We start from the raw sequence: 12,633 nt of genomic DNA, 5'->3' as shown, positions 1-12,633 counted from the left end.
TTTAACGAAAATTGATAATAATTGTACCCTAAAGGGGAATTTACGTAGTTTTACCCAAAGCGCAACTTTAAGTTAGAATTTATTATAATTACTATATTTTCTTATCAACAAGATAAAAAAAAGAAGCTACGCAGATTTCTTGAATTAAATGCACTCTGGATTATTGGATGTAAATTGAAACCGGTATATCGCATCCATCCAGATATCGTCTCATGATTTCCAGCGACCGCTGCGGGTCAATCTTACCATTACTGGCACCTAGTAAGGGAAAAGCCACGGAGGTTATTTTTTTGTCCTTGTAAGTCTCCATGAATTTCTCAAGTCCTTGTTCAAGATATTCTTCTTTACTGGGCTGTCGCCAGTCATATTTTGTTGGAAAATTCAATATCCATTTGTGCCCGGTCTTATAAAGCCAAAGTTTGCCAATGTCAAGCAACTGCCTGCTGCATAAATCTTCATAGTCACTGAACATATGCGGATAACGCTGTTTAAACTCTAATGCTATTCCTTTTCCCATAACACCAACACAGTTAACGGTATTAACCAAAGTCTGCGCGTTACTCTCGAAAATATTACCAGATTTAATAATCTGCATGTTAATTTAAAATTTTAATGATCTTTCTAAAAACTAAACAGTTTCATAGATTACTGAATTCAGTTCTTTTCTATATTGTGAAGCATTTTTACCTGTAAATTCTTTAAATGACTTATTGAAATGACTAAAATTATTAAATCCACTTTCGTAACAAATATTTGCGATACTGGTCTGTTTTTCAGCTAAAAGTTTTGAAGCATGTACAACACGGTACTCATTAACAAAAGCAGTAAACGTTTTTTTGGTAATTTTTTTAAAATATCTGCAGAAAGAAGGCACCGTCATACTTGCCATCGCAGCTACATTTTCTAAACTTATTTGTGTCTTGAAATTATCTTTAACATAATTGAGAACCATATTAATTCTATCGTTATCCTGAACCTGTGTTTCAAGTGAAAACCCGGAAGCATTTAAAATTCTATAATCGGCAGAGTTTTGAAGTTCTTTTAAAACGGCTAATAGTGCTAATAGTCTTTCAAAAGGTAATAAATTCTCCATTTTCTCTATCTGTTTGCCAACAACTTTTTTGATTTCATTTCCAAAAGCAATTCCTCCTCTGGCCTTATCAAAAAGTTCTTGTATCCATTTTGTTTCTTGTAAACCCAGAAATCCTGCTCCAAGAAAATCTGGTTTCATCTGGATGACCGTTTCATTCTTGTTCCCGGTATCGTAATCTGTAAAGCCACAATGTGGGAGATTGCTTCCAATTAAGATTAAGTCTCCATCGGTATAGTAAGATATATGACTCCCAATTTGTCTTTTTCCAGCACCACCATTTACAAAAACCATTTCTATTTCCTGGTGGTAATGCCATACATGAGCTTTGTTATTGGAATTCATTAAATATTTAGAATAATAGAAAGAGCTTCCAAAAGAAGTCTCAACTACCTCGTATCCAGGCTTTATTGCTTTCATATTTTTTCAGTTTATCAAATCAAAAATATACTTTATTATGAGTTTTAGCAAAAAAGAATACATATCAATGGTAATATAGCATAACTATCGGAAAATATGCAGTCAATTATACTAACTCATTGTCAATAACTTAGACCCATCAAATAATTACTAACTCTTCTAAAATTAATGATATGAAAAATCTATTCAAAATTAGCGTTATAGCTACCATCCTTTTTACTAGTGTAAATACATATGCAAATAATGATGACCTTTCATTAAAAGTCAACAGTGCAGAAGGAAAAACTATTAGTCTTTCTATAAATGAGACGCAAGACATGAAAGTAACGTTCTATGGCATGAATGATGAAATACTATATGAGAAAAAAGGTCACGAATTAAGCGGATCCACTAAAACTTACGACTTAACTGATTTTCCTGATGGAAATTATATAATGAAACTAGAAACGGATTTAAAATTGGTTGAATATCAAATTAACATTCAAAATAATAAAGCCTCTCTTTCTATAGCTTCAAATAAAGAAGTCTTTAAACCAGTATTAACTAAGAAAGATGGAGTGATAACCCTGAATTTAGATTACACCAATAAGGCTCCGGTTGAAATTGTGATTTTCGATGAATTCAACAATCAACTTTACACGAATACTTATAACAATTCAGAAAAATTAGTTAAAAAATTTAATATTGGAAAAGCCCTTTCTAATCAATTAACTTTTGTTATCACCTCTAAAGATCAAGCGTTTAACAAAACGATAGATGTTAGATAAATCGAATGATTTTTCTATTGGGCTTGCCTGATAATACCTGGAATATAATAAATAAACCATTTAATTTAAATCGTCTGCCAGTTTAACTGACTATTTAAATTAAATGGTTTATTTATTTTAATCTTTAGCGCTTCGGAATTAAAAACATGCATCTTTTGACAATAACTGCATATAAATATTGAATTTGCCCCTTCTGGCCATAAAGCTTTCGTCTGAAAATAAGGCTCCATTATTGTTTGAATACAATCAAAACAATCGCAGGATATTCAGGTTTACTAATACACAATAAACCGGATAATAATAAAGAAAGAATGAGCAAGAATACAAAGATCACTTTGAAAGGTATATGGGAAGTATTGAAAAATTCTTTTGCTGGTTTCAGCGACCATAAGATAACTAAGCTAAGCGGCTCGTTAGCTTATTACACTGTATTTTCGATGGCACCCTTATTAGTAGTGATCATATCCTTGTGTGGTATTTTCTTAGGACAAGAAGCCGCGCAGGGACAAATATATGGTCAGCTTGCCGGTTTTATGGGCAAAGAAACAGCATTACAACTCCAGGAAATTGTTCAAAAAGCTGCAATTAACAATAAAGGAACAATTGCATTTATTATCGGAATGGTTACTTTGCTAATTGGTGCGACTACTGTATTTGCTGATATTCAGGATTCGATTAACACCATTTGGGGACTGAAGCCAAAACCGAAACGTGGCTGGCTAAAGATGCTTCAAAACCGCTTTCTCTCTTTTTCGGTCATCATTAGTTTGGGATTCCTGTTATTGGTTTCTCTTGGAATTACTTCAATTTTAGATGGATTTAGTTCCCGGTTGCAGGCAAGGTTCTCCGACGTTTCTGTAGTTATATTTTATATCCTTAATCAAGTCCTTACTCTTGCAGTTGTCACATTGATTTTTGGCGTAATTTTCAAAGTATTACCTGATGCAATTATCAAATGGCGGGATATAATCTATGGTTCTTTAGTAACAGCCGTTTTATTCATGCTGGGCAAATTTGGGATTTCTATATATATTGGGCAAAGTGATATTGGCAGTACTTATGGAGCCGCTGGCTCACTTGTAATCTTACTGCTTTGGACTTATTATTCTTCAATTATTCTTTATTTCGGCGCGGAGTTTACTAAAGCATATGCATTAATGTACGGTCATGAGATTCATCCCTCCCATTATGCTGTAACGACCAGAGAAATTGAAGTGGAAACCGGCAACAATTCTATTCAGGCTAATGCATCAACTTCTGTCCACCCATCTAAACCATCAAATTAATCTGCAACGTCATCATGATTATTTGCTTGTGTCATAATATCAAATATCACCTGATTCAGCTGGTCTGCGGAAGTTTTCAGCATCGACAGCATATTTAAAAATTCTTCTTCCGGCATATCTGTAGCTGTTAACAGTTGTACGAGCCCCATAATATTTGCCAGAGGCGACCTTACTTCGTGTGACTGTATCCATGCGATCTTCCTTAGCTGCTGATTTTGCCGGAGAATCCTTTCCCGATCTATCCTTGCTTCTGTAATATCCCTGGAAAAGCAACTGATGGCTGAAACTTTATCCTGTTGATCAAACACCGGGTTAAAGCTGACTTCTTCATAAATAGGATTCCCATCTTTAGTATCTGTCCAGATGATTTTAAAGGAGTTACCGTCCATCGCCTGACGGTAGTAAGCGTTCCAGATAACCAGCAAATCTGCCGGGTAATCTGCATCAGCCAATTTATCTTTCGCCCTGCCAGTAATTCCAGCCATTCTATCCCGGAAGGCGCGGTTGGCAGATATGATTTTAAAATCTGTATTGACCAGCCATATCAGATCAGTTGTATTATTAATAATAGCCCTTAGGTTTTGTTCATTCGTATAGATCGTTTCACGGAGCTGCCGTTGTTCGCTGATATCTACCATATAAACTGCCAGTCCTTCGGTGGTTGGATAGGCATTCACCGAAACCCAGCTATTGTTTATTGGAATGTATTCCTCGAAGTGGACGCTAACCTGATCCTTGACCACCTGATGGTACCGGTCATAATAGCTGAATTCTCTGCCGTAAGGAAATAATTCCCAGATGTTTCCGCCAATCATGTCTTCACGTTTTCTTCCAAGCAGCTTTTCATAGGCTTTGTTAACATGAGTGAACTGCCAGCGATGATTTATGGTGTAAAATGCATCGGTTATGCTATCGAGAATATTTTCTATCTCAAGTGCTTTTTCCGTCTGGTCCACATCGATAGCCAGAAAAAGGATTGCTGTATGTTGCTCAAATATTGTTTGATGCGAATAGCTTTGGACGTAAAATATTTCCCCATTTTTTCTGCGATGCCTTAACCGCCCGCTGGATGTATACATCCCAGGAACAATCTTTGGCTGCTGAATCAAAGCATCCTGTTCCTCGACCGGTTGTATATCAGACAGGCGAAGGGTTAAAAACTCTTCATGGCTATATCCGTACTGGCACAGCGCCGTGTTATTGACTGCCAGGAATTTTTCGGCTTCATCGTCATAAATATACATGGTGAGTGGCCCTTCTCTAAATAGATGCAAGTATTCCTCAGTAATGGTTGGTAATTGTTGCATGAAGGGGTTAATTGAGTAATCCTAAGATAGGATAAAGAACGTAAAATTTCAATAACTGGTTTTTTATTTACTATTTTTCTGTTTGATAATAGTTACTGATTTGATTGGCAAGTTTATATGTCCCGGAACAGAAATTTTATAAGTTGTGTAATATGCTTTCGGTCCATCCTGTATTGATTTTTATTCACATTCAGACACAATCTGGAAAGATTAGTTAGCCAGGAAATAATCTTTATCTGATCATTCTAAATTACGCTGTTTGATTTGAGGTACTCAGAATAAACTTCCTTTTACAGTCTCATACGAATTAAATATCTGATTATAAGTACGATATGAAATAATTTTTGAAGCTGTTTCTTATTTGATATATAAAAAAGGTTTTCAACATAAAAAACTTCATCCAAGCCTAAATAAGTGAAAAATATCACGGCACCAAAGTTGTTGGGCAAAGAATTTAAAAATATAATACAATCAGGATTATGAAAAAATTATTTACAATTTTAGGATGTCTGGCTTTAACGGTAGCCACAATGAATGTTAAAGCACAAAATTACAAGACAGGTTTAGGTCTGGGGCTGGATTTTGGTGATGGTGCAACTTTAGTAGGTCCATCACTGAGGACACATTTTAACAGGAATACAGCTTTACAGGCAGAAGCTTTATTTGGTGGAAACACCACTGTACTTCAGGCTTTCCTGCAATACAATGCCCCGATTAAAGGTGCCCGCGGACTGGATTGGTACATTGGAGGAGGACCAAAGGTTCAGATTTATGACAGAAAAAGATACTTTTTTGCTGATAACTACACTGCATTTTATTTAGTTCCCGTTGCTGGTTTAGACTACAAATTCAGAGGCGCACCTTTGGCATTGGCATTTGACTGGAGACCGAGTATATATGTTGGTGATAATCCATTTCTTGGTAGTGAAGCCGGCAGGTTCGGCCTGGCACTTAGATTTACATTCTAAGCTGTTTATTAATTTACATAAAGAAGTTGTCTCATTTTAAAGTACCCCCTTAAAAGTTGAACAAAAACTTTGGGGGTACTTTACCTCATACAATCGGTATAAGCATTAAAACCATTTCAGGAACTAATTTTTAATGTATACTTTGCTGAATGAACAGGACACTAAAATTTATTTTTAATCATCCGCTTACGAGAAACAATCGCTTTTCTGCAATTATTAATTTGTTAAAATGGCAGATTTTTTCCAGGGTCATCAATTTTCCAATTGTATACCAGTTTACGGAAAAAAGTAAGCTTTTAGTTTGGAGAGGCCTTACTGGTGCGACAGGCAATTTTTATTGTGGACTTCATGAGTTTGAAGATATGGCCTTTCTGCTTCATACATTAAGGGAGGATGATTTATTTTTGGATATCGGGGCTAATGTAGGCAGTTATACTATGCTGGCTTCTTCGGAAATTGGTGCAAAGACGATTGCATTTGAACCGATACTTAAAACATTTAAAATCTTTAGCCAAAATATCGCAATTAATAGCATTCAAGATAAAGTAGAGGCTTTAAATATCGGCTTAGGCAGCTGTAAAAGCGTTTTAAAATTTACAACATCTTTTGATACCGGGAATCATGTGAGCAGCCCTGGAGACACAGAGAGTACAGAGGTAAATGTCGACACTTTGGATAATATCCTTTCAGGCAGAAGCCCTTTATTAATGAAGATTGACGTAGAGGGTTTTGAAACAGAAGTGCTGAATGGCAGCAGCAATACTCTTGAAGATAAGTCACTGAAAGCGATTATTATTGAGCTTAATGGTTCTGGTGACCGATATGGTTTTGATGAAAAAAACATTCATCTACTCCTTTTAAATCATGGTTTTAACCCTTATAAATATGATCCTATGGTTAGGGATTTGACTGTAAAACTACCTGGTGGACATCATAACACGTTGTATATACGTGATCTTGATTTTGTAAAGGAAAGGTTAAAAACAGCGAGAAAAATTAAGGTAAAAAATAAAGAAGTGTAAGCATTGATCATATTATTTTGTATTTAATTCACCATCAAAGGCTTCACATATTCTCTGTACAATAGTTTCAGGATGTTTGAGAATAAAAAAGTGATCTCCTTTTAATAATTCGAAGGAAAAAGAACCAGATGTTTCCTCACTCCATGCTTTCATACTTATCAGTGGAGTTTTGTTTTCTTCTTCACCAATTTCTTTATCTCCCATACAAACATGTATGGGAATTAGAAATGGACTTTTCATTGAATTAAACTCATAATCCTCAATAGCTTTAAAATCTGATTTCATGATAGGAAAATACAAATCTAAAAGATCATCATACTCAAAAAGCTCTTTAGGGAAACCTCCCATTTCATATACTTCTTTCCAGAATATGTCTTTTGGAAGAACTGATTTTTTATTTTTAAACCTATCAAATCCTGGAGCTCCACGTCCAGTAAAAAACAGATAAACAGGTTGTTTCAATTTATTTTTAATGATTCTTTTTGTGAGTTCATAACCTAATAATGTACCCATACTATGCCCATATAAAATATAATTTCCTTCTTTTATATGTGGTATTATTTGACTCAAAAGATCATCTACCATCTGGTCAACTTTATCCAGCAAACTTTCTTTAAAACGATTCCCTCTTCCAGGAAGCTCCAAAGTAATCCACGCTAATTTTTTGGGCACATGCTTTTCAATACTATTAAAACTATATCTGTTACCTCCTGCAAACGGGAGAGCTATTACCTTATTACTCATTATCATTAAATTTAAATTAATTCAGCATAATAATTAAAGAATTTTATTAAAATTATCAACCCATCTATAAAGTATTATTCTTCCTGATAATGACAATTGAGCATCCTGCCATCTTCGATAGCCAGTTATTTTATTTTGAAAATCAAATGAAAATGTTAACAAAAACTCTTGTATTATTTTTCTAGTCACTTTGACTTATAATATTTAGATATTATGTAAGTTTAGCAGTTATTTAATTAATAAAAAAATAAAATTTCTTAACAATCAATAGAACAGACTTTTAAACAGAAAACCTTTAAATATTCAAACCAGCAAAAACAATACTGGTTTGAATATTTAAAGGCGTATATTTAAGTTCAGGTTTTAGCAATCAAAATCTTCCAACTAAGCTTATTCAGAAATATTCCCGCCCAAAGCCCTGAAAAGGTTGATCAATGTGATATAGGAATCACGCTTTAAACCCACTTGCTCGATTTCTGAATTCAACATACTTCCTTGCGCAACAATCACTTCCAGGTAGGATGCATAGCCGGCAAGATAAAGATCGTTGGCTGTTGACAATGCAGTTTTCAATTCCTCGACCTCACTCGTTTTCAATTGGTAAGCACGCTTGTAATTATCAATTGCACTTAATTGGGTAGAAACTTCCTGATATCCTTGTAGTACTGTTCGCTGATAATTGTAAAAAGAGCTGAGCTGTGCTGCGTTTGCAATGCGGTTACCATTCTTTAGTACCCCTCTATTAAAGATCGGAGCTGTTAATCCGCCTAATACACCAGAGGCCAAAGATCCCGGCGAAAATAAAAGGGGTAACTTAAAGGAATTAATTCCACTGTAAGCATCTAATGTAAATGAAGGCAGCAAAGCCTTACGCGCTGCCTGAACATCTGCTTTCGCCGCTCTTAATTCCAGCTCAGCTTGTTTTATATCCGGTCGGTTCAAGATTACCCTGACAGGTATACCTGCGTAAATTTGATCAGGCAGCACCCTGGTAATCGAAGAGGTATCCCTTTTGATTGGGGCAGGAAACCTTCCTAACAAGTTGTTTAGTTCATTTTCGGTCTTTACAATGGCTTGTGTAATTTGATATGAACTGCCTTGTGTAGCCATCATTTGTGCTTTGAACTGGCTAACAGCTAATGATGTAGCCCTCCCTCCTGCCATTTGAGCCTCAATAATTTCAACACCTTTTTTTTGAAGCGCAATATTCCGCTTTAAAATTTCGGCATGTTTATCCAGGGCAATCAATTCAAAATACAACTTAGCAACCTGTGCGACCACCTGGGTACGGAGCCATTGCTGGCCCATTTTAGTAGCCAGGTAGCGGGAGTATGCAGCCTCTTTGCGCTTTGACAATTTCCCCCAGATATCAATCTCCCAGGAACTTCTAAAACCCATAAAGTAATCTGGTGTGGGAGTTGGAATTTGCTGATTGGTACTTACATTTGGCGAAAGGTTGGTGTCATAGTTCCCCACTCCATTCATCGTATATTTCCCAAACCTGTCCAGGCCTGCAGTTACACTCGTATTTAAACCTGGCAGCATACTGGCTTTTGCAAGTTTTAAATTTGCTTCTGCCACAATGATCTGTTGCATTTCGGATTTAAGTTCAAAGTTAGTATTCAGGGCGGTGTCAATTAATGCCACAAGTTCCCGGTCAGTAAAGATCTCTTTCCAGTTCAACAGGTGCTCAGGTGAATTTTCAGTGCTATTAAATGCACGGGGCATGGTCTGCATTGTGGGCATAACTACAGGTTCCATGCTCTTGCACCCCGTAAAAGCTATCAAGGTGGATAACAAAAGCGTTTTATAGCAGAAGGTGGTATTTTTATAGCTTAATCTCATTACGCGTTTTCCTTATTATTTTCAATAACTAATTTTGGTTTCTTTTTACCTATCGACGCAAAAATTGCATATAGTCCTGGTATAATGATGACACCGAAAAGTGTTCCGATCAGCATACCGCCTACCGCGGCAGTTCCTATAGAACGATTACCTACAGCACCGGCACCAGTAGCAATACAAAGCGGTATCAACCCGGCAATAAATGCAAACGAGGTCATTAAAATTGGCCTTAACCTGGATACAGCTCCGGCTTTTGCCGCCTCTGCTACTGTTGCGCCTTCTCTGCGCTTGAGCTCGGCAAACTCGATAATCAGGATTGCATTTTTCCCCAATAGCCCAATGAGCATGACCAGTGATACTTGTGCATAAATATTGTTTTCAAGTCCCGCGAGCTTTAAGGTGAAAAAGGCACCGGCTATACCTGCAGGAAGTGAGAGCAGCACCGGTAAGGGTAACAGAAAACTTTCGTATTGTGCAGCGAGCAAAAGATAGACGAATATAAGACAGATGATAAAAATGTAAATTGCCTGATTCCCTGAAAGGATCTGTTCGCGGGTCATCCCAGACCATTCGATGCTGAAGCCACGTGGAAGTTTTTCTTTGGCGGTAGCCTCAACTGCAGCAATGGCGTCACTACTGCTAAAATCGGCCGAAGCATCACCATTGATCATCGCCGAAGTATACATATTGTAACGGTTGATCTGCTCTGGTCCAAAAACTCTTTCCAGCTTTACAAAGGTAGAATATGGAATCATTTCACCCCTATCATTTTTAACGTGCAACCGTAAAAGATCATTTGGTTTGCTGCGGTATTCCGGATATGCCTGAAGCATTACCTTATACATTTGACCGAAACGGATAAAGTTAGTGGCATAATAACTACCTACTAAAGTTTGCAGTGTGCTCATTGCGTTATCTATAGAAACACCTTTCTGTGCAGCCATATCCTGGTCAATATGTATCATATACTGCGGAAAATTCGGATCAAAACTCGTAAAGGCTCCAGAAATTGACGGATGGCTTCGCAGTGCTTTTAAGAAGTCATTGGTAACCTGGGCAGTTTTATTCAAGTCTTCACTCTTGTTCTTATCCAGGAGCCTCAGTTCAAATCCGCTGGCATTTCCAAAACCAGGTACTGTTGGCGGAGCAAAAAATTCAATCGAGGCATCACTGATTCCCCTGGTTTTTTCTTTTAATGCTGAGATTACTTCTGTTACTGTTTCTTTTCGTTTATCCCATGGGGCCAGATTAATCATCCCCATTCCGTATGATGCTCCTGTTATATCACTCATCAAACTATACCCCGCAAGTGTACTTACATTTTCTACCATTTTAAGGCTGCGCGTACTTTGTTGTATCTGATCCAGTACTTTTTCTGTTCTTTCTACAGTTGATCCTGGTGGAGTGGTCACATTTACATAGATCATCCCCTGGTCTTCTGTCGGAATAAATCCAGACGGCAGTATTTTACTTCCTGCCCAGGTAGCGATACAAAAGAAAAGGAACAGACAAATAGTAATAGGTTTACGTCCAATGATATAGCCTATAAGGTGACTAAACTTCTTTTCTGTTTGATCATATCCTTTGTTAAACAGTTTGAAGAATCTGCCCATCAGGCCCTTACCAGCAGTGTGTCCTTCCTGGTGTTTGAGCATAATTGCACATAAAGCTGGTGTTAGCGTCAATGCATTAATTCCAGAAATGACAATGGCAATAGCTAGTGTAAGTGAAAATTGCCGGTAAAAAACACCCACAGGTCCTGACAGGAAGGCTACCGGAATAAATACAGCAGACATCACCATGGTAATAGCTATGATAGCACCACCAATTTCTTTCATTGCAGCAATAGTTGCCTCCATTGGCGGCAGGTGCTCTTCGCTCATTTTCACATGCACAGCCTCTACCACAACAATCGCATTATCCACCACAATACCGATTGCCAGAACAAGCGCAAACAGCGTGAGTATATTGATGGAGAAACCCAATATTTGTAAAAAGGCCAAAGTACTGATGAGCGCCACTGGTACTGCTAATGCGGGAATCAGGGTACTTCTGAAATCTTGTAAAAAGATATAGACCACGATAAATACCAGGATAAAGGCCTCCACAAGTGTGCGGAGTACTTCATGAATACTGGCATCCAAAAAACGGGAAACATCGTAAGCAAAATTATATTCCATTCCTGGTGGAAAACTGGTACCTTTTAATTCGGCCATTTTCTCCTTGATATTGTCAATAACCTCACTGGCATTTGAGCCAGGCCTTTGTTTAATCATAATCGAGGCAGAAGGCTTGCCATCTGTTTTGGATACCATATCATAACTTACGGTCCCGAATTCGATATCCGCTATATCTTTTAACCTAACTAAAGCACCATTTTTTTCAGCTTTTAAAACAAGGTTTTCGTAGTCTTCTTTGCTGTTAAATTTTCCTGTATATTTTAAAACGTATTGTTTTACTTCAGTTCCTTTTCCAGAATTTTCACCGGCAACACCGGGTGCCGCTTCAATATTCTGTTTACGCATGGTGCTGATAACTTCATCTGCAGATATATCATGAGATAGCATCCTGTCTGGCTTCAGCCATACCCTCATAGAATAATCTCTGGCACCCATAATATCTACAAAACCAACCCCATCTATACGTTTTAGTTCTTGAAGGACATTGATATCTGCAAAATTGTAGATGAACTCCTCGCTCATATCTTTATCATTACTGGTTACATTCAGATAAAGCAACATACTGTTTACTTCCTTTTCTGTAGTTACACCTGCTTTGATAACTTCTTCTGGTAGTTCATCCAATACTGTAGTCACCCTGTTCTGCACGTTTACTGCAGCCTGGTCGGGATCTGTTCCAACATTAAAGAAAACTTGTATTAGTGTTACCCCATTGTTGCTGCTTACAGAGTTCATATAAGTCATTCCAGGAACACCATTAATGGCTTTTTCAAGCGGAGTAGCGACGGCTTTGGCACATACTTCTGCGTTTGCTCCATTGTAACTTGCTGTAACGACTACGGATGGCGGAACAATATCTGGGAATTGCGTAATGGGGAGCGAAAAAAATGCGAGCACACCCAGCAAAATTAAGGAGAGAGAAATAACCAGTGACAATACTGGCCTTCTAATAAATGTTTCAACCATTTTTCTTTAATTATAAATGCAGCAGCTTACCCTGTGTT

General features: G+C 37.2%; 10 protein-coding genes. 4 read left to right on the top strand and 6 right to left on the bottom strand.

The annotated features are described in order from the left end of the window. Positions 1–160 precede the first annotated feature (160 nt). Entirely contained in the window at positions 161–595 is a 435-nt protein-coding gene (locus AB3G38_RS03205) for a macro domain-containing protein (RefSeq protein WP_367867059.1), read from the bottom strand. 33 nt (positions 596–628) lie between these two features. Next, a complete protein-coding gene (locus AB3G38_RS03200; RefSeq protein ID WP_367867058.1) occupies positions 629–1,510 on the bottom strand; it encodes an AraC family transcriptional regulator in 882 nt (293 codons plus the stop codon). A gap of 173 nt (positions 1,511–1,683) precedes the next feature. Here AB3G38_RS03200 and AB3G38_RS03195 point away from each other — a divergent pair, with 173 nt between their 5' ends. Both AB3G38_RS03195 and AB3G38_RS03190 read left to right on the top strand, forming a co-directional pair. Continuing rightward, positions 1,684–2,277 (top strand): hypothetical protein, encoded by a 594-nt coding sequence (locus AB3G38_RS03195; RefSeq protein ID WP_367867057.1) that lies wholly within the window; start codon positions 1,684–1,686, stop codon positions 2,275–2,277. 311 nt (positions 2,278–2,588) lie between these two features. Further along, a complete protein-coding gene (locus AB3G38_RS03190; RefSeq protein WP_367867056.1) occupies positions 2,589–3,563 on the top strand; it encodes a YihY/virulence factor BrkB family protein in 975 nt (324 codons plus the stop codon). On the opposite strand, the gene AB3G38_RS03185 is transcribed toward AB3G38_RS03190, so the two are convergent. Then, positions 3,560–4,870, bottom strand: coding sequence for a PAS domain S-box protein (locus AB3G38_RS03185; protein ID WP_367867055.1), 1,311 nt, complete (start codon positions 4,868–4,870; stop codon positions 3,560–3,562). The genes AB3G38_RS03190 and AB3G38_RS03185 overlap by 4 nt on opposite strands. 479 nt (positions 4,871–5,349) lie before the next feature. Between AB3G38_RS03185 and AB3G38_RS03180 the strand changes: the two genes are divergently transcribed. Together AB3G38_RS03180 and AB3G38_RS03175 are read left to right on the top strand one after the other, a co-directional pair. Continuing rightward, positions 5,350–5,838, top strand: a complete 489-nt coding sequence (locus AB3G38_RS03180; protein ID WP_367867054.1) for a hypothetical protein — start codon at positions 5,350–5,352, stop codon at positions 5,836–5,838. Positions 5,839–5,987: 149 nt separating this feature from the next. After that, complete coding sequence (locus AB3G38_RS03175; RefSeq protein WP_367867053.1) at positions 5,988–6,860, top strand: FkbM family methyltransferase; 873 nt, start codon at positions 5,988–5,990, stop codon at positions 6,858–6,860. A 12-nt stretch (positions 6,861–6,872) separates the two neighbouring features. Here AB3G38_RS03175 and AB3G38_RS03170 read toward each other — a convergent pair whose 3' ends face one another. From AB3G38_RS03170 to AB3G38_RS03160, 3 genes are all read right to left on the bottom strand, one after another. Then, entirely contained in the window at positions 6,873–7,604 is a 732-nt protein-coding gene (locus AB3G38_RS03170; RefSeq protein ID WP_367867052.1) for a thioesterase II family protein, read from the bottom strand. Positions 7,605–7,994: 390 nt separating this feature from the next. Continuing rightward, positions 7,995–9,365 (bottom strand): TolC family protein, encoded by a 1,371-nt coding sequence (locus tag AB3G38_RS03165; RefSeq protein WP_367867051.1) that lies wholly within the window; start codon positions 9,363–9,365, stop codon positions 7,995–7,997. 83 nt (positions 9,366–9,448) lie between these two features. Then, the gene (locus tag AB3G38_RS03160; protein WP_367867050.1) at positions 9,449–12,595 is read right to left on the bottom strand and encodes an efflux RND transporter permease subunit; all 3,147 of its coding nucleotides are present in this window, start codon (positions 12,593–12,595) and stop codon (positions 9,449–9,451) included. Between the last annotated feature and the right edge of the window lie 38 nt (positions 12,596–12,633).

The sequence above is a fragment of the Pedobacter sp. WC2423 genome, from assembly GCF_040822065.1.
Lineage (GTDB): Bacteria > Bacteroidota > Bacteroidia > Sphingobacteriales > Sphingobacteriaceae > Pedobacter.
The sequence above is the reverse complement of the archived record's forward strand: the minus strand, read 5'-3'. Positions and strand labels throughout refer to the sequence as shown.

Bases quoted from the DNA above. Each gene is read 5' to 3' on its own strand.
- AB3G38_RS03205 (WP_367867059.1), bottom strand. From the start codon at position 595: ATGCAGATTATTAAATCTGGTAATATTTTCGAGAGTAACGCGCAGACT.
- AB3G38_RS03200 (WP_367867058.1), bottom strand. From the start codon at position 1,510: ATGAAAGCAATAAAGCCTGGATACGAGGTAGTTGAGACTTCTTTTGGA.
- AB3G38_RS03195 (WP_367867057.1), top strand. From the start codon at position 1,684: ATGAAAAATCTATTCAAAATTAGCGTTATAGCTACCATCCTTTTTACT.
- AB3G38_RS03190 (WP_367867056.1), top strand. From the start codon at position 2,589: ATGAGCAAGAATACAAAGATCACTTTGAAAGGTATATGGGAAGTATTG.
- AB3G38_RS03185 (WP_367867055.1), bottom strand. From the start codon at position 4,870: ATGCAACAATTACCAACCATTACTGAGGAATACTTGCATCTATTTAGA.
- AB3G38_RS03180 (WP_367867054.1), top strand. From the start codon at position 5,350: ATGAAAAAATTATTTACAATTTTAGGATGTCTGGCTTTAACGGTAGCC.
- AB3G38_RS03175 (WP_367867053.1), top strand. From the start codon at position 5,988: ATGAACAGGACACTAAAATTTATTTTTAATCATCCGCTTACGAGAAAC.
- AB3G38_RS03170 (WP_367867052.1), bottom strand. From the start codon at position 7,604: ATGAGTAATAAGGTAATAGCTCTCCCGTTTGCAGGAGGTAACAGATAT.
- AB3G38_RS03165 (WP_367867051.1), bottom strand. From the start codon at position 9,365: ATGGAACCTGTAGTTATGCCCACAATGCAGACCATGCCCCGTGCATTT.
- AB3G38_RS03160 (WP_367867050.1), bottom strand. From the start codon at position 12,595: ATGGTTGAAACATTTATTAGAAGGCCAGTATTGTCACTGGTTATTTCT.